The 16,564-nt window shown below is 44.9% G+C and carries 18 protein-coding genes; 10 read left to right on the top strand and 8 right to left on the bottom strand.

The window, feature by feature from the left end; genetic code table 11:
- Window positions 1-98: 98 nt before the first annotated feature.
- The 4 genes from thrS to rplT all read left to right on the top strand — a co-directional run bounded on the left by thrS (window position 99) and on the right by rplT (window position 3,232).
- Window positions 99-2,027, top strand: coding sequence for a threonine--tRNA ligase (gene thrS, locus DN599_RS11240; RefSeq protein WP_110457702.1), 1,929 nt, complete (start codon window positions 99-101; stop codon window positions 2,025-2,027).
- A gap of 3 nt (window positions 2,028-2,030) precedes the next feature.
- A complete protein-coding gene (gene infC / locus DN599_RS11235) occupies window positions 2,031-2,573 on the top strand; it encodes a translation initiation factor IF-3 (protein ID WP_110457701.1) in 543 nt (180 codons plus the stop codon).
- An 86-nt stretch (window positions 2,574-2,659) separates the two neighbouring features.
- Window positions 2,660-2,854: a 50S ribosomal protein L35 gene (gene rpmI / locus DN599_RS11230; RefSeq protein ID WP_011865828.1), complete on the top strand. Its 195-nt coding sequence runs from the start codon at window positions 2,660-2,662 to the stop codon at window positions 2,852-2,854.
- Window positions 2,855-2,872: 18 nt separating this feature from the next.
- A complete protein-coding gene (gene rplT, locus DN599_RS11225; protein WP_011865827.1) occupies window positions 2,873-3,232 on the top strand; it encodes a 50S ribosomal protein L20 in 360 nt (119 codons plus the stop codon).
- A gap of 443 nt (window positions 3,233-3,675) precedes the next feature.
- On the opposite strand, the gene trxB is transcribed toward rplT, so the two are convergent.
- Together trxB and ald are read right to left on the bottom strand one after the other, a co-directional pair.
- Complete coding sequence (gene trxB / locus DN599_RS11220; RefSeq protein WP_110457700.1) at window positions 3,676-4,629, bottom strand: thioredoxin-disulfide reductase; 954 nt, start codon at window positions 4,627-4,629, stop codon at window positions 3,676-3,678.
- Between the two features lie 132 nt (window positions 4,630-4,761).
- Window positions 4,762-5,877: an alanine dehydrogenase gene (gene ald, locus DN599_RS11215; RefSeq protein WP_110457699.1), complete on the bottom strand. Its 1,116-nt coding sequence runs from the start codon at window positions 5,875-5,877 to the stop codon at window positions 4,762-4,764.
- A gap of 178 nt (window positions 5,878-6,055) precedes the next feature.
- On the opposite strand from ald, the gene lrp reads away from it, so the two are divergent.
- The 6 genes from lrp (at window position 6,056) to serS (ending at window position 12,973) form a co-directional block, all read left to right on the top strand.
- On the top strand, window positions 6,056-6,559 hold the full coding sequence (gene lrp / locus DN599_RS11210) for a leucine-responsive transcriptional regulator Lrp (RefSeq protein WP_110457698.1): 504 nt from the start codon (window positions 6,056-6,058) through the stop codon (window positions 6,557-6,559).
- A gap of 178 nt (window positions 6,560-6,737) precedes the next feature.
- Complete coding sequence (locus DN599_RS11205; protein ID WP_110457860.1) at window positions 6,738-9,263, top strand: DNA translocase FtsK; 2,526 nt, start codon at window positions 6,738-6,740, stop codon at window positions 9,261-9,263.
- Window positions 9,264-9,333: 70 nt separating this feature from the next.
- Entirely contained in the window at window positions 9,334-9,960 is a 627-nt protein-coding gene (lolA, locus tag DN599_RS11200) for an outer membrane lipoprotein periplasmic chaperone LolA (protein ID WP_110457859.1), read from the top strand.
- 8 nt (window positions 9,961-9,968) lie between these two features.
- Window positions 9,969-11,300: a replication-associated recombination protein A gene (locus tag DN599_RS11195; protein ID WP_110457697.1), complete on the top strand. Its 1,332-nt coding sequence runs from the start codon at window positions 9,969-9,971 to the stop codon at window positions 11,298-11,300.
- A complete protein-coding gene (crcB, locus tag DN599_RS11190) occupies window positions 11,293-11,667 on the top strand; it encodes a fluoride efflux transporter CrcB (protein ID WP_110457696.1) in 375 nt (124 codons plus the stop codon). Before DN599_RS11195 ends, crcB begins: the two co-directional genes overlap by 8 nt.
- Window positions 11,668-11,686: 19 nt before the next feature.
- Window positions 11,687-12,973 (top strand): serine--tRNA ligase, encoded by a 1,287-nt coding sequence (gene serS, locus DN599_RS11185; protein ID WP_110457695.1) that lies wholly within the window; start codon window positions 11,687-11,689, stop codon window positions 12,971-12,973.
- A 270-nt stretch (window positions 12,974-13,243) separates the two neighbouring features.
- Here serS and DN599_RS11180 read toward each other — a convergent pair whose 3' ends face one another.
- From DN599_RS11180 to punR, 6 genes are all read right to left on the bottom strand, one after another.
- Entirely contained in the window at window positions 13,244-13,579 is a 336-nt protein-coding gene (locus DN599_RS11180) for a TusE/DsrC/DsvC family sulfur relay protein (RefSeq protein WP_110457694.1), read from the bottom strand.
- Window positions 13,576-13,848 (bottom strand): sulfurtransferase complex subunit TusB, encoded by a 273-nt coding sequence (gene tusB, locus DN599_RS11175; RefSeq protein WP_110457693.1) that lies wholly within the window; start codon window positions 13,846-13,848, stop codon window positions 13,576-13,578. Before tusB ends, DN599_RS11180 begins: the two co-directional genes overlap by 4 nt.
- On the bottom strand, window positions 13,848-14,204 hold the full coding sequence (gene tusC, locus DN599_RS11170; protein WP_110457692.1) for a sulfurtransferase complex subunit TusC: 357 nt from the start codon (window positions 14,202-14,204) through the stop codon (window positions 13,848-13,850). Before tusC ends, tusB begins: the two co-directional genes overlap by 1 nt.
- Window positions 14,205-14,223: 19 nt before the next feature.
- Window positions 14,224-14,613: a sulfurtransferase complex subunit TusD gene (gene tusD / locus DN599_RS11165; protein WP_110457858.1), complete on the bottom strand. Its 390-nt coding sequence runs from the start codon at window positions 14,611-14,613 to the stop codon at window positions 14,224-14,226.
- A gap of 124 nt (window positions 14,614-14,737) precedes the next feature.
- Window positions 14,738-15,397: a Bax inhibitor-1/YccA family protein gene (locus DN599_RS11160; RefSeq protein WP_110457691.1), complete on the bottom strand. Its 660-nt coding sequence runs from the start codon at window positions 15,395-15,397 to the stop codon at window positions 14,738-14,740.
- A gap of 227 nt (window positions 15,398-15,624) precedes the next feature.
- On the bottom strand, window positions 15,625-16,527 hold the full coding sequence (gene punR / locus DN599_RS11155) for a DNA-binding transcriptional activator PunR (RefSeq protein WP_110457690.1): 903 nt from the start codon (window positions 16,525-16,527) through the stop codon (window positions 15,625-15,627).
- Between the last annotated feature and the right edge of the window lie 37 nt (window positions 16,528-16,564).

Here is a 16,564-nt window from a genome sequence, read left to right as displayed (position 1 = left end):
AAAACTTTAGTAATGTTTTGCTCTTCAGATGCTTATTTCTTTTGACTTAAATAACCAAGTGGCCCTACGTGGGGGTCACCACTGGATAAGGAATTTTCATGCCTGTAATTACACTTCCTGATGGTAGCAAGCGCGAGTTTGCTCATGCCGTATCTACATTTGATGTCGCCGCCGATATCGGTCCAGGCCTTGCTAAAGCCTGTATCGCAGGTCGCGTTAATGGTGAGCTAAAAGATGCTTGCGATCTGATTGAATCGGATGCTGAACTCGCTATCATCACGGCAAAAGATGAAGAGGGCGTTGAAATATTACGTCACTCGTGCGCGCATTTATTAGGTCATGCCATCAAGCAAATGTGGCCAGAAACCAAGATGGCTATCGGGCCTGTGATCGACAACGGTTTTTACTATGATATCGATCTCGAACATAAGTTGACTGAAGATGATATCGTCGAACTAGAAAAACGCATGCTTGCGCTAGCAAAAACCGATTATAAAGTGATTAAACGCGTAGTGAGCTGGCAAGAAGCACGTGACACTTTTGAGTCGCGTGGTGAAGTGTATAAAATGGCAATTTTGGATGAGAACATCAGTAAAGATGATTCGCCAGCACTTTATCATCACGAAGAATATATCGACATGTGTCGTGGTCCTCATGTGCCGAACATGAAGTTTTGTCATCACTTTAAGTTAATGAGTGTGGCTGGCGCCTATTGGCGTGGTAACTCTGACAATAAAATGTTGCAACGTGTCTACGGTACAGCATGGGCTGATAAGAAAGCATTAAAGACCCATCTTACTCGTCTAGAAGAGGCGGCTAAACGCGACCATCGTAAAATCGGTAAGCAACTTGACTTGTATCATATGCAAGAAGAAGCACCAGGAATGGTGTTTTGGCACAATGATGGTTGGAGTCTGTTCTTAGAATTAGAAAAGTTCATTCGCCAAAAATTAGGGCAATACACCTATCAAGAGGTGAAAGGTCCTTTAATGATGGATCGTGTGCTTTGGGAACGTAGTGGCCATTGGGATAAGTATTCTGAAGCCATGTTTACGACACATTCTGAAAGTCGTGAATATGCCGTTAAGCCGATGAACTGCCCGGGTCATGTGCAGATTTTCAACCAAGGTTTAAAATCATATCGCGATCTTCCGCTACGTATGGCTGAGTTTGGCTGCTGTCACCGTAACGAACCATCAGGCTCATTACATGGCTTGATGCGCGTCCGTGGTTTTACTCAAGATGATGCGCATATTTTCTGTACCGAAGAACAAGTGCAGCAGGAAGTGAGTGCCTGTATCAAGATGGTTTACGATACGTATGAAACATTCGGCTTTAAAGATATCGTAGTGAAGTTGTCCACTCGCCCTGAAAAGCGTATCGGCGATGACGAGATGTGGGATAGGGCCGAGCAAGCATTAATGGACGCATTACAGGCAAATGAGATCGAATATGAGATTCTGCCTGGCGAAGGTGCCTTCTATGGCCCTAAAATTGAATTTACATTGCATGATTGCTTAGACAGAGCGTGGCAATGTGGTACAGTGCAGCTCGATTACGCACTGCCTGGGCGTTTAGGTGCAACTTATGTTGCCGAAGACAATAGTCGTCAAACGCCAGTGATGATTCATCGTGCTATTTTAGGCTCCTTAGAGCGCTTCCTCGGCATTTTGATTGAAGAATACGCGGGTAAATTCCCAACTTGGCTTGCTCCAGTGCAAGCGGTTGTGATGAACATTACCGACAAACAATCAAATTATGTCGACGAAGTTGTCAATTTATTCAAAGATCAGGGAATTCGTGCTTCGAAAGACTTGAGGAATGAGAAGATAGGCTTTAAAATACGCGAACACACACTAAGGCGTGTCCCCTATCTTTTGGTCGTTGGTGACCAAGAAATGGAAAATAGGGAAGTAGCGGTGCGAACCAGAGATGGTGTTGACTTGGGTAAAATGCGAATCGAAGATTTTGCTGCCAAGGTCAAACAACAAATTTCGCTCCGTAGTCTAAATATGTTGGAGGAATAGGTCATAAAGATCAAAAAAACAGATGCGCGCAAAGCAGCGGCAAATAGAATTAACGAACTCATTGTAGGCGTACCAGAAGTACGTCTAAGTGGGTTAGATGGTGAAGTTATCGGTATTGTCAGCCTCAAGGAAGCTCAAGAGCTTGCAGACGAAGCTGGTGTTGATCTGGTAGAGATTAGCCCTAATGCTGAGCCGCCTGTATGTCGTATTATGGACTACGGGAAGTTCATTTTTGAGAAAGGGAAAGCTCAAAAAGAACAAAAAAAGAAGCAAAAACAGATACAGGTGAAGGAAATTAAATTCCGTCCCGGTACTGATGAAAACGACTATCAGGTAAAACTACGCAACCTGACGCGTTTTCTAAATGACGGCGACAAAGCGAAAGTTACGCTTCGTTTCCGTGGTCGCGAGATGGCTCACCAGAGTCTTGGTATGAATCTTTTGAATCGTATTAAAGATGACTTGGCTGAGATAGCAGTTGTTGAGTCCTTTCCAAAAATGGAAGGACGTCAGGCTGTGATGGTACTCGCGCCGAAAAAGAAATAGTAAGGCAACCATGAAAAGTAGCAGAGACCTTTTAGGGATTCTGCTCGCCTTGCGTTTTATTAATGTCCCAATGCGGAGTTTTAGCAATGCCTAAAATGAAAACAGACAAGGGTGTACAAAAGCGTTTTAAGAAAACCGCTAACGGTTTTAAGCGCAAGCAAGCCCATTTACGTCATATTTTGACAAAGAAGAGCACTAAGCGTAAACGTCACTTACGTGCAAAATGTTTAGTTGCAAAGTCTGATGTGCCAGCAATCGCACGTCAACTACCATACGCTTAATTAGAGGAGTAAAGAACAATGCCTAGAGTTAAGCGTGGTGTAACCGCTCGTGCTCGTCACAAGAAAGTACTAAAACTAGCCAAAGGTTATTACGGAGCTCGCTCACGTACTTACCGTGTTGCAAAGCAAGCCGTAACTAAAGCTGGTCAATATGCTTACCGTGACCGTCGTCAAAAGAAACGTCAATTCCGTCAATTATGGATTGCACGTATCAATGCGGCTTCTCGTCAAAATGGTCTGTCTTATAGCCGTTTCATCAACGGTCTTAAGAAAGCGTCTATCGAAATCGATCGTAAGATTTTGGCTGACATCGCTGTATTCGACAAAGTTGTGTTTGCAACTTTAGTTGAAAAAGCAAAAGAAGCATTAGCTAAGTAATTAGTATGTATTGCTTGGAAAAGGGGCCTTTGGGCCCCTTTTTTATTGCTTGTATCTTTACCCTAATGCGTTTTACTACTCTCTTTTGATATGGTTTATCACTAATATATCAGTTGCTAATGATTTGTGTATTTTACTAAAACAACAAGCGGGCTGCTTACTTGTGAATTTTCTGGTAGTAGTTATTAGGGAACAATATCTTCCTTCTTTAGAGCAGTAAGCTTCAATGCACTTATTATTGATGACAGTATGCCCATCAAAGTATAGGGCGTTGACGAGTGATGATTTTTAATAAACAGAGTGATTGGCAGAGGGACAGAGGGAGGAGTAATACATAAAGTTAACTCAATATAAGCACTTACGTTGATATATTTATAATTTATATACCTTTATGTACTACAAAAAAGCAGGCTAAGCCTGCTTTTTTAATTAACGGATAAGTTTTATTTTAATGCATCAAGATAACGTTCGGCATCGAGCGCCGCCATACACCCAGTGCCAGCGGATGTGATAGCTTGACGATAATGTTGATCCATAACATCCCCCGCTGCAAATACCCCCTCAATACTGGTTTGAGTTGCATTGCCTTCTAGGCCACTTTGAACTTTGATGTAACCGTTGTTCATTTCGAGTTGGCCTGCAAACATTTCAGTATTCGGCTTATGACCAATTGCAACAAAAACACCCATCACTTCCAACTCAGTGATTGATCCATCTTTGGTACTCTTCATCTTTAGGCCGGTAACACCCATGTTGTCACCAACGACTTCTTCTAAAGTATTGTCCAGATGAAGTATGATGTTGCCGTTCTCAACTTTATCCATTAACCGTTTGGTTAGGATTTTTTCTGAGCGGAAACTGTCACGACGATGGATAAGATGAACTTCAGAAGCAATATTACTTAGGTACAGGGCTTCTTCAACTGCGGTATTACCGCCGCCGATCACAGCCACTTTCTGGTTACGGTAGAAGAAACCATCGCAGGTTGCACAGGCCGAAACTCCCTTACCTTTAAATGCTTCCTCTGATTCGAGGCCCAAGTACATGGCAGATGCACCCGTTGAGATGATCAGAGCATCACAAGTATATTCGCCACTGTCACCTTTTAATTGGAAAGGACGGACTTGTAAATTGACTTCATTGATATGGTCAAATACGATTTCGGTGTCGAACTTCTCTGCGTGTTTTTGCATCCGCTCCATTAATGCGGGACCAGTAAGATCGTCAGCATCACCAGGCCAGTTTTCAACTTCTGTCGTGGTGGTTAATTGACCACCTTGCTGCATCCCGGTGATCATCACTGGTTTTAAGTTAGCTCTGGCAGCATATACGGCTGCAGTATATCCGGCGGGACCAGAACCCAAAATTAGTAAGTTACAGTGTCTAGCTTGGCTCATCTTTCTCTCCGTGCCTTTAGCGAATTGCAGCGATTGTAGGGAATTTAATGGTGAGGGTAAAGGCAATCTTTTAGATTGGCCTAATCGAAAAAGGGAGCCAGAAGGCTCCCTTTGTGTTGTTCTAGCCAGAAGTTAAGCTAATAAAATTTTGGGGTCGACAAATTCAAGCCCTAAGGCTTCAGCGACTTCCTTACAGGTGATCTTGCCGTGCATAACGTTAAGACCGTTAAGCAAGTGCTTATCTTGCAATAAAGCATTGCGATAACCTAAGTCTGCCAGTTTTATGATATAAGGCAGGGTTGAATTGTTTAATGCAACCGTAGATGTTCGCGCAACGGCACCTGGCATGTTTGCTACGCAGTAGTGAACCACGTCATCTACAATATAGGTCGGATCTTGGTGGGTAGTTGCATGAGAGGTTTCAACACAACCACCTTGGTCAATAGCAACATCAACAATCGCGCTACCAGGTTTCATCTGCTTGATATGCTCTTTAGTGACCAGTTTTGGCGCTGCAGCGCCAGGCACCAATACTCCGCCAATCACCAAGTCTGCCTCTAATACATGTTTTTCAATGGCTGCAGCAGTGGAGTAAATGGCCTTAACTCGATTATCAAACTGGGCATTTAACCGGCGAAGGGCATCGATGCTGCGATCCAGAATGACTACGTCAGCACCGAGGCCTACCGCCATTTGCGCCGCGTTGGTACCAACCATACCGCCACCGATAATCACGACTTTTGCTGGCTCAACCCCAGGTACACCACCAAGTAGCATACCTCGGCCACCTTTAGATTTTTCAAGTGCCATGGCACCGGCTTGAATCGACATACGACCCGCCACTTCAGACATCGGAGCTAGTAGCGGTAAACCACCACGGTTATCAGTAACAGTTTCATAAGCGATACAAACGGCACCGCTGCTAACAAGATCGTTCGTCTGTGGCAAATCTGGTGCAAGGTGAAGGTAGGTAAATAGCAGTTGATCTTGGCGCAACATGGCGCGTTCAACGGCTTGTGGTTCTTTAACTTTGACAATCATCTCTGCTTTTTCAAACACTTCTTTTGCAGTGTTTAATATAGATGCCCCAGCATCAATGTAGTCTTGGTCGTTAAAGTCAATGCCTAAACCTGCATTGGTTTCCACGTAAACAACATGACCTTTATTGGTCAATTCGCGGACACTAGACGGTACCATACCGACACGATACTCGTGGTTTTTGATTTCTTTAGGTACACCAATTATCATCTTCGAGCCTCAAAATGTAGAAAAACCCATTTTTGTGGGTTGTATTGTTATTTTATATAACCTGAACGTGATTGTTTCAGGAAAATCTAGTATAGTATCACTTCGGCAGTTAATACTGCCGTATTTCGGGTGTATGCAGAACTAAATATTGTTTTAGTGATAAAGCAAGGTCAAAAATATGCTTAATAATAAAAAGAGTCCTATAAAAGACTTAGATCGGATCGACCGTAACATTCTTAATGAGTTACAAATGGATGGCCGCATTTCTAATGTTGAGTTATCTAAGCGTGTAGGTTTAAGCCCTACACCTTGTTTAGAGAGAGTTAAAAGACTCGAAAAGCAGGGGTATATCAATGGTTATACAGCGTTAGTAAATCCTCATTTTCTTGGGGCGTCCTTATTAGTGTTTGTTGAGATAACGCTTAATCGTGATACTGCTGAAGTATTTGATAAATTTAATCGGGCAGTTCAGTTACTAGATGATATTCAAGAATGTCACCTAGTTTCTGGAGACTTCGACTATTTGTTAAAAACCCGCGTATCAGATATGTCCGCATATCGTCGCTTGTTAGGTGAAACGTTATTGAAGTTGCCTGCGGTTTCAGATACCCGTACATACGTGGTGATGGAAGAAGTAAAGCAAACCAATAGAGTGGCAATCAATGTCACGCTAGAGTCATAGATCTTTTAAGTCGTCAAAAGGGGCTTTTGAAGCTCCTTTTTTTTATCCCGCACATAATTTCATCAACAAGCCCCATTATCCTCATCTATTGCGCTGTATCAACAGGGAAAACGCTGCACCTTGTAGATTATTTTGGTATCTTAGCGCTACCTATTATTTTTGTATCATGGGTTTTCGTTTGTCTAAGGGAAATAGTGTAAAAACACTCAGTGGCATACAGCGTCTACTAGAAGGTGGACTGATTTTTTGCTGTATGGTGGCGACATTTATTCTACTGGCATTAAGCAGCTTTCATTCATCCGATCCCGGATGGAGCCAGTCACATTTCGATGGTGAGATTAAGAACCTTACCGGTGCGGTAGGGGCTTGGCTGGCCGATGTATTATTCTATTTTTTTGGCTATACAGCCTATATTATTCCGGTGATAATCGCTTTAACGGGCTGGTTGCTTTTTAAACGTATCCATAAACTCCTCGAGATCGATTACTTCTCGGTTGGCCTTCGGCTTATCGGTTTTTTGTTGATCATGTTTAGCCTTGCAGCACTCGCAAGTATGAATGCGAACGATATTTATGAGTTTTCTGCAGGCGGAGTATCGGGTGATGTGATCGGCAGTGCCATGTTGCCTTATTTCAACCAACTCGGTACTACCTTACTGTTACTTTGCTTTGTCGGCGCAGGTTTTACCTTACTCACAGGAGTGAGCTGGTTAACCATTATTGATGCTATCGGCTATGGCACTATTTGGTGTTTTAGTCAATTAAAAACGATTCCAGAAAAGTTCTCTAGTGCACCTGAAACTGATGATACTAAAGGCTTTATGTCTGTAGTTAATCGGTTTAAAGAACAGCGCCGCCAACGTCATGAAGATGCGTTTGGCGCTGAAGATCTTGAGGATGATCAAGATGATCGCTTAGGTGATCGGTCTGTGAGTGATAACGACAGTATTATCGATATGGCTCATATTAGTGCAGATGTGGATGACGCAGCGTCATTACATACCAAAGAGAAACCGAATAACGCGAAATTGAGCCAAATAGCGCCGTCAATCAACAGTGACCTTGATGATGAGATAGATTTTGATGCCAAGCATTCAACGGGCGCAGTGGTTGCTGCTAAGCATAAGCACGAAACTGAGAAAGCTAAAATAGTGGATGGTGTTGTTGTCCTTCCCGGCGGCGATAGTGCACAACCCACTAAACCCAGCACGCCATTACCCGACATCTCATTACTGGATGTACCTAATCGCAAAGCCAATCCTATAAGCCCTGAAGAGTTGGAGCAAGTGGCGAGGCTGGTTGAAGTTAAGCTTGCCGATTTTAATATTGTCGCCAATGTCGTCGGTGTTTTCCCTGGGCCAGTGGTGACTCGCTTTGAATTAGAGCTCGCTCCAGGGGTTAAAGCGTCTAAAATTACCAACTTATCGAAAGATTTGGCCCGTTCTCTGCTGGCTGAAAGTGTACGTGTTGTCGAGGTCATCCCGGGTAAAGCCTATGTGGGGCTTGAATTGCCCAATAAGTTCCGCGAAACCGTATTTATGCGGGATGTTTTAGACAGCAAAGCCTTTGCCGAGAGTCAATCACATTTAAGTATGGTACTTGGGCAAGATATTGCGGGTGAACCTGTTGTCGTTGACTTGGGTAAAATGCCTCATTTATTGGTGGCAGGTACCACGGGGTCGGGTAAGTCGGTCGGGGTCAATGTGATGATCACCAGCTTGCTATATAAGTCTGGCCCAGACGATGTACGTTTTATTATGATTGACCCTAAAATGCTCGAATTGTCTGTCTACGAAGGCATTCCCCATTTACTGTGTGAAGTGGTGACGGACATGAAGGAGGCGGCCAATGCACTGCGCTGGTGTGTCGGTGAGATGGAGCGTCGTTATAAGTTGATGTCCGCACTCGGGGTGCGTAATCTCAAGGGCTATAATGCTAAAATTAAAGAGGCCAAGGCGCGAGGCGAGGTGATAACCGATCCGCTATGGCGCTCGCAAGATAGCATGGAAGAGCAAGCTCCCGAACTGGATAAGCTGCCTTCAATTGTGGTGGTTGTGGACGAATTTGCCGATATGATGATGATTGTCGGTAAAAAAGTGGAAGAACTTATCGCTCGTATCGCTCAGAAAGCGCGTGCTGCAGGGATCCACTTAATTTTAGCGACTCAGCGCCCTTCAGTCGATGTGATAACCGGCTTAATTAAAGCCAATATTCCAACACGTATGGCGTTCCAAGTGTCATCACGCATCGACTCGCGTACTATTCTCGATCAGCAAGGTGCTGAAGCCTTGCTCGGTATGGGTGACATGCTTTACTTGCCACCAGGTACGAGTGTGCCTAATCGGGTGCATGGTGCATTTATTGACGACCATGAAGTCCATGCGGTTGTTGCCGATTGGCACCGCCGCGGTAAGCCACAATATATTGATGAAATTTTACAGGGCTCAGCGGAAGGTGAACAAGTATTGTTGCCTGGCGAATCGGCTGAAAGCGATGAAGATACCGATGCGCTTTATGACGATGCCGTTGCCTTTGTTACCGAAACACGCCGCGGCTCTATCTCTAGTGTTCAACGTAAATTTAAGATTGGTTATAACCGTGCTGCGCGTATTATCGAGCAGATGGAGGCGCAAGGTGTGGTGAGCTCTCAAGGGCACAATGGTAACCGAGAGGTATTAGCGCCGCCTCCACCTAAAGTGTATTAACTTATCTTTGCCAATAAATACCGTTGTTCGACTTTTGCGCTTTAGACATAAATAGGAACAGAAAATCATGATGTTGACTCGAATTGCGTTACTCGCTTTAAGCTTCCCTTTGCTGTTTACCGCGCAGGCCAGTGCCGATGATGCGGCCTCTTTAAAGCAAAAGCTAAGCGATTTAAACAGTTTAAAAGCCCAATTTAGCCAAACCGTTACCGACATTAACGGTAAGGTTATTCAGCAGGGAGAGGGGACATTTGCCCTTGCTGTGCCTAATCAATTTTATTGGCATTTAACTTCACCAGATGAATCTCTCATTGTGGCTGATGGCCAGGATGTGTGGATTTACAATCCGTTTGCAGAAGAGGTGTCAGTACTTGATTTAAATCAGGCTATTGAGGCGTCTCCTATCGCCTTATTGGTTCACCGTGATGATTATACTTGGCAACAATATCAGGTCACCCAAGCTGACAACTGTTACTCCATAGCGCCTAAAGATGTCGATGCTGGGGTCGCCAAGGTTGAAGTGTGTTTTAACGCCAGCAGTTTACAAACCATGAAGCTTGAAGATCAGCAAGGGAATCTCAGCGAGTTTAACTTGTCAGAGCAAGCGACGCTGGCTGATGTCGACAAGAGCCTGTTTAAATTTACCGTTCCCGAAGGCGTGGATATTGACGATCAACGCTTAAAAGCGGTTAAGTAGGCAAGCTTGTGTCAACGCTAACCTTCGATTTCGCCCCTGACTTTAGGCCACTTGCGGCCAGAATGCGTCCAGAAACCATAGAGCAATATATTGGCCAAGGTCATCTGCTCGATGCTGGCAAACCGCTGCGTAAAGCGCTTGAGGCGGGTCGAGCTCATTCCATGATGTTGTGGGGCCCACCCGGTACAGGCAAAACAACCTTAGCTGAGTTGATTGCCAAGTACACTAACGCCCATGTCGAGCGGATCTCCGCGGTCACCTCTGGCGTTAAAGAGATCCGCACCGCCATCGAGCATGCTAAAAATGTCGCCCAGTCTCGTGGGCAGCGCACCTTGTTATTTGTTGATGAGGTGCATCGCTTTAATAAGAGCCAGCAAGATGCCTTTTTGCCTTTTATTGAAGATGGTACGGTGATTTTTATCGGCGCCACCACCGAGAACCCCTCGTTTGAAATTAATAACGCACTCTTATCGCGGGCGCGAGTTTATTTAATTAAACGCTTAACCGATGATGAGATCAAAGCCATAGTGCAACAGGCGCTGCATGATGAGCAGCGTGGCTTAGGTAAACGTCAGTTACAGATGCCCGATGCGGTGGCGACAAAGTTAGCTGCGCTCTGCGAAGGAGATGCGCGTAAAGCGCTAAACCTTGTTGAGTTAATGAGCGACATGATTGCCGATGGCGAATATTTTAATGAAACGCTGTTAATCGATGTGGCGGGTCAGCAATTGGCTGGGTTCGATAAAAATGGCGATCAATATTATGACCTTATTTCAGCGGTGCATAAATCGATTCGCGGCTCTGCGCCCGATGCGGCGCTGTATTGGTTTTGCCGCATGCTTGAAGGCGGCTGCGATCCTCTCTATATCGCCAGACGATTGCTAGCCATCGCCTCTGAAGATATCGGCAATGCCGATCCGGTGGCAATGACGGTGGCGCTTAATGCTTGGGACTGTTTTCATCGAGTAGGCCCCTCTGAAGGGGAGCGTGCTATAGCCCAAGCCATAGTGTATTTAGCCAGTGCGCCCAAAAGCAACGCGGTTTACACCGCCTTTAAAGCTGCCCAAGCCTTGGCGCGTGAAACTGGTCAGGCCCCAGTGCCTAACCATCTGCGTAATGCGCCGACACAATTGATGGCCGATATTGGTTTAGGTGAAGGCTATCGTTATGCTCATGACGAGCCGCAATCCTATGCCAGTGGTGAATGCTATTTCCCTGAAGAGCTAGCTCATAGTCGTTTTTATTACCCAACCGAGCATGGGTTTGAAAAACGCATTAAGGCTAAACTCGAATTATTAGCTCAGCTCGACAGCCAAAGTGAGTTGAAACGGTATGAGTAATCTACTGTTTGTTGCAATAGGGGGCTCAATAGGGGCGGTTTTTCGTTATCTTATCTCAATATTGATGATTCAGGTATTTGGCTCAGCATTTCCTTTTGGTACACTGGTCGTTAATACCCTTGGCTCATTTTTGATGGGCGTGATTTATGCGCTCGGTCAAGTCAGTGATGTCAGTCCGGAAATGAAAGCTCTCGTGGCGGTAGGTCTATTAGGGGCGCTGACAACATTTTCAACCTTTTCCAATGAAACCTTGCTGTTAATTCAACAAGGCCAGTGGTTGAAAGCTTTTATTAATATCGCTCTGAACCTTTGTCTATGCCTTTTCATGGTTTACATAGGGCAGCAATTGGTTTTTTCTCGCATTTAACTATTAAGAAACTAAAAACATGTTAGATCCCAAATTTTTAAGAACAGAATTAGAAGCGACGGCCGAGCGTCTCGCAACCCGTGGGTTTATTCTTGACGTTGGTCGTTTAAGCCAGTTAGAGGAAAAGCGCAAGTCACTGCAAGTGGCGACTGAAGAGTTACAAGCTTCGCGTAACGCCATCTCTAAATCCATTGGCCAAGCCAAAGCCAAAGGCGAAGATGTGGCGCCTATCATGGCACAAGTAGGCGATTTGGGTGCAGAGCTTGATAGCAAAAAAGCAGAGTTAGCGACCCTACTCGACGAACTTAACGCGATTGCGATGAGCGTGCCTAATCTCCCAGATGAATCGGCTCCAATTGGCGCGGACGAAAATGATAATGTGGAGATCCGTCGCTGGGGTGAACCAAAACAATTTGATTTTGAAGTCAAAGATCATGTTGATTTAGGTGAACTGCACAGTGGTCTTGATTTCAAAAATGCAGTTAAAATCACCGGCTCACGCTTTATCGTGATGAAAGGACAAATTGCCCGCATGCATCGTGCCTTGGCGCAGTTCATGCTTGATCTGCACACCAATGAACATGGTTATACCGAAGCTTATGTTCCATTATTGGTCAACGAAGACAGTCTGTTAGGTACAGGCCAATTGCCAAAGTTTGGTGAAGATCTGTTTCACACCAAACCGGCTACTGAAGAGGGTCAAGGCTTAAGCTTGATCCCAACGGCAGAAGTACCATTGACCAACCTTGCACGCGATACCATTATCGATGAAGACGAGTTGCCTGTTAAACTTACTGCGCATACCGCATGTTTTAGAAGCGAAGCCGGCTCTTACGGTCGTGATACGCGAGGACTTATTCGCCAGCATCAGTTCGATAAAGTGGAATTAGTGCAATTGGTTAAGCCAGAAGACTCAATGGCGGCGCTAGAAAGCCTGACTCAACATGCCGAAACGGTATTACAAAAGCTGGGGCTGCCTTACCGTACTGTGGTGTTATGTACTGGCGATATGGGCTTTGGCGCGGCGAAGACCTTCGATATCGAAGTCTGGTTGCCAGCGCAAAATACCTATCGTGAAATTTCATCATGCAGCAACATGCAAGATTTCCAAGCTCGTCGCATGCAAGCGCGTTATAAAGCGAAATCAGCCAAAAAACCTGCGCTACTGCACACGCTTAATGGCTCAGGTCTGGCCGTTGGTCGTACTCTGGTTGCCGTGTTAGAAAATTATCAAAATGCCGATGGTTCTATTACGGTACCAGAGGCGTTACGTCCTTATATGGGTGGCATGACTCAAATAGGCTAACGCTTAGAGAACATAGACTTAATGGATAACGGTAGGCACTCGTTTCAGTGGCTGACCTATGTAGTCATTATCTGTATTTTCGTTGGCGTTATGCTAGCTACATTTGGTAAAGCAGTCTTGTTGATATTAAAAAACCTGTAATAAAAAAGCCTAGCGATGCTAGGCTTTTTTGTATTGAATCAAGGCGTTAATGCTTAAGGGCTATTGCTTATTGGTCATCACTGGCACCATGACTGAGTTTTAACTGCATCAAGGGTCGATGCCGTTTGGTTAAATACATTTTGCCGGTTTTGGCAGGCCTGCTATCTTAGTCGCTTGCTTGGCTGGCCCCACCGGAAATAGGGTGTAAAGATATTTAGAATTGCCTTTTTCGGTGCCGAGCGCCTGACCAATGGCCTTAACCAATACACGTATCGCTGGGCTGGTGTTGTATTCTAAATAAAAATTGCGCACAAAATGTATCACCTCCCAATGGGCTGGAGTGAGTTCTATATTCTCACCCGCGGCAATGACCTTGGCCAACTCCTCATGCCAATCGTTGACATTTTTAAGATACCCTTGAGCATCTGTTTCTATTTTTTCAGTTTGATATTGTATGTAGTTCACCAGGTTATCACCTTTGAATTAAGCAAAGTTTGTTGCACAAACCCTTGTTGAGTAATACCGCAATAATTGGCCAGCAGGTCACCAAGTCCACGAGCCTCGACATCATCTTGCAGCAGCAATACGTTCCGCTGTGCTAACGCTTGTTGCCACTTCACCAGCAGCAAAAGATTAACGGCATCGCCACACAACAGCAGGGTATCTTGCTCAGCCATATAGCGCAAACATGTGGTTAGCGCAGTATCATCTGCTTGAATAATATGTAATATCATTAGTATACAAACACCTCATCGGCTAGCTGTAATTGCGCGGTTATCGCCTCTGGCTCTAGTGGCTCGACCGATATCGCACAGTGCTCAAGATTGAGTGTTCTAGCTTGTAATGATTGCTGGCAAACAAATACTTGCTCAATATCATACAGAGACAGGGCCTTAAAGGTTGCAATAAAATCACGGCAACCAATTTGTGCTGGCTGTTGATTAGCAAGCAGATTGAGCACACCATCATCGACAAATATTAAGGTGACTTGTTGTTCAAAACTGGCGCTAAGCAGCGCAAAATCAAGCCCTTCACGGCTACAGGCACTGCCATGAGGGGCATGGCGAAACACTACGGTGATTTTTTTCATGATGTTCCTACAAGAGACGCTAAAAACAGACCACTCTATCAGCCTGCTCTATACCGGTAACCAATTCACCCAAACCGCCCATAACAAAAGGGCTATCACAGTTCCAATGGGCAAGTTGTTGTTCGCTGGCTTCTGTTTGCGATAACACGCCGCGTCTTAATGCGGCCGAGACACAATTAATTAAAGCGACATTATGTTGTTGCCCCAATGCTATCCAAGCCTTAGTGAGGTCGAATTCGTCAGAAGCGGGGCTATTTAAACTGTTGGTTGATAATACGCCATCTTGATAAAAGAATACCCGAAGGATCTCATGCCCTTCAGCGATAGCCGCCTTGGCAAAGCACAATGCTTTAAAACTGGTGTTTTGACCGTAGGCGGGTTGATTGACTTGAATTAAAATTTTACTCATGAAGACCAATAATCCCAATAATGGAGCAAAAAAAGCTCCCATAATTGGGAGCTATTCTATCGCAATTTATCCCTGTATCCCAAACAGACGCGAAGTCCTTTAGGGAAAGGGGCTAAGCGGTAAATTAATCGTCGCCGCCAATCCCCATTAGGTGCAGGATAGAGATAAATAAGTTTAAGAAATCCAAGTATAGCGAGATAGTCGCGCGAATATAGTTGGTTTCACCGCCGTTAACGATGCGGCTGGTATCATATAAAATGAATCCTGTCATCAATAATGCGACACCCGCGTTCAGCGCCATAAATACGGTGCCACTACCAATAAAGATATTGGCGATACCTGCAACGATTGCAATCACCAAACCGGCAATTAAAAAGCCACGCATAAATGAAAAATCTTTTTTAGTGGTTAGGGCATAACCTGACAGAGCGATAAACACCACTGAGGTTAAGCCTAAGGCCTGCATGATCAGCTGTGGGCCGTTCGCCATACCCGCATAGTGGTTAAGTATATAGCCTAAAGACGCACCTTCCATACCTGTAAATGCAAACACCCAAAAGAGTCCTGCAGCGGTTTCGGCTTTTCTTAATGTGACAAATAACAGTACTAGCCCGCCAAGGGATAATCCCAATGACATCATAGGCCCAATCTGCATCGCCATTGCAAGGCCGGCACATAATGCAGAGAATGCGAGTGTCATCGACAATAGCATATAGGTATTTTTAAGCAGTTTATTAACAACTTCTGTCGAAGCATGTCCTGCGTACAGTGTTTCTTGTGTCATCTTTTTCTCCAGTGACCCGAAATAACTTTTGCTTAGCGTTATTGCTTAATCAGAGTGACTCAATAGTATAAAGTGGCAATAATCATTTGAGTTCATTCATATTCAACAGTTCCATTAAATGAACAGAATTTTACGCTAGTCAATGTCCATGGCTAAATCATACCTGAGCCAGCGCTGAGGTAAAAGCGCTAGTCATCGATTTATACTAATTGATTGCTGCTAAATGATTAATGAAACCAATCTCGTTGCAATTTTTCACTGTCGCCTAAGTAATCCAATACCCACGCCATCGCCGGAGACATATTGGCATCGTTCCAAGCCAAGCAGCACGGGCTAGGGGCCTTTGGCCTCTCTAACTGTTTTTCGATAAGCGCGCCCGCCTGAATAAAGGGCGCAGCAAAATGGTTAGGCATGTAACCTATGCCTAACCCTTCACGGAAACAGTTAATTGCGCGTATCCAATCGGGAACGACTAAGCGACGTTGATTTTCCAGCAGCCAGGTCATGCGTTTGGGGATCTCACGTGAGGTATCTTCAAGACAAATTGCAGGGTAGGCCTTAAGTTCATCGTCAAGTAAAGGGCGGTCAATTGCTGCTAATGGGTGATGTTTACTAACCAAGAAGGTCCAATCGATATGGCCCATATCTTTGAAGCGATAATCGCCGCCAACGGGGATGGCGGTGGTTGCGCCAATGGCAATATCGCTGCGACCTGTGGCAATAGACTCCCAAACCCCATTAAACACTTCAATGCGAATGATCAGTTCGACATTGTCGAAATGGCGATAAAAATCAGCAATCAACACACTGATCTTGTCGGCTCTTACAATGTTATCGAGTGCGATAGATAATGTCGGCTGCCAGCCATTAGCAACCCGTTTAGTATTGTCTTTTAAGGCTTCAATATTGGTGAGCACTTGGCGGGCTTGTTTGACAAAGTGCTCGCCCGCAGGCGTTAAGCTGACACTGCGATGGTGACGTTCAAACAGCACCACTCCTAACTCTTCTTCTACTTGCTTAACTGCGTAACTCACAGCAGAAGGGACTTTATGCAGCTTATTGGCCGCGGCGGTAAAACTGCCCGCGCGGGCCACCATATCGACAAGTTTCATGGATTGTTCTGAAAGCATACTCTTTAGGTCCTTGCTGTGAGAATTTTTCAAACCT

The organism is Shewanella algidipiscicola, assembly GCF_900380485.1.
GTDB lineage: Bacteria > Pseudomonadota > Gammaproteobacteria > Enterobacterales > Shewanellaceae > Shewanella > Shewanella algidipiscicola.
The sequence above is the reverse complement of the archived record's forward strand: the minus strand, read 5'-3'. Positions and strand labels throughout refer to the sequence as shown.

Bases quoted from the DNA above. Each gene is read 5' to 3' on its own strand.
- trxB (WP_110457700.1), bottom strand. From the start codon at position 4,629: ATGAGCCAAGCTAGACACTGTAACTTACTAATTTTGGGTTCTGGTCCC.
- tusB (WP_110457693.1), bottom strand. From the start codon at position 13,848: ATGATATTACATATTATTCAAGCAGATGATACTGCGCTAACCACATGT.
- lrp (WP_110457698.1), top strand. From the start codon at position 6,056: ATGCTTAATAATAAAAAGAGTCCTATAAAAGACTTAGATCGGATCGAC.
- crcB (WP_110457696.1), top strand. From the start codon at position 11,293: ATGAGTAATCTACTGTTTGTTGCAATAGGGGGCTCAATAGGGGCGGTT.
- rpmI (WP_011865828.1), top strand. From the start codon at position 2,660: ATGCCTAAAATGAAAACAGACAAGGGTGTACAAAAGCGTTTTAAGAAA.
- tusD (WP_110457858.1), bottom strand. From the start codon at position 14,613: ATGAGTAAAATTTTAATTCAAGTCAATCAACCCGCCTACGGTCAAAAC.
- ald (WP_110457699.1), bottom strand. From the start codon at position 5,877: ATGATAATTGGTGTACCTAAAGAAATCAAAAACCACGAGTATCGTGTC.
- DN599_RS11160 (WP_110457691.1), bottom strand. From the start codon at position 15,397: ATGACACAAGAAACACTGTACGCAGGACATGCTTCGACAGAAGTTGTT.
- lolA (WP_110457859.1), top strand. From the start codon at position 9,334: ATGTTGACTCGAATTGCGTTACTCGCTTTAAGCTTCCCTTTGCTGTTT.
- rplT (WP_011865827.1), top strand. From the start codon at position 2,873: ATGCCTAGAGTTAAGCGTGGTGTAACCGCTCGTGCTCGTCACAAGAAA.
- tusC (WP_110457692.1), bottom strand. From the start codon at position 14,204: ATGAAAAAAATCACCGTAGTGTTTCGCCATGCCCCTCATGGCAGTGCC.
- thrS (WP_110457702.1), top strand. From the start codon at position 99: ATGCCTGTAATTACACTTCCTGATGGTAGCAAGCGCGAGTTTGCTCAT.
- serS (WP_110457695.1), top strand. From the start codon at position 11,687: ATGTTAGATCCCAAATTTTTAAGAACAGAATTAGAAGCGACGGCCGAG.
- punR (WP_110457690.1), bottom strand. From the start codon at position 16,527: ATGCTTTCAGAACAATCCATGAAACTTGTCGATATGGTGGCCCGCGCG.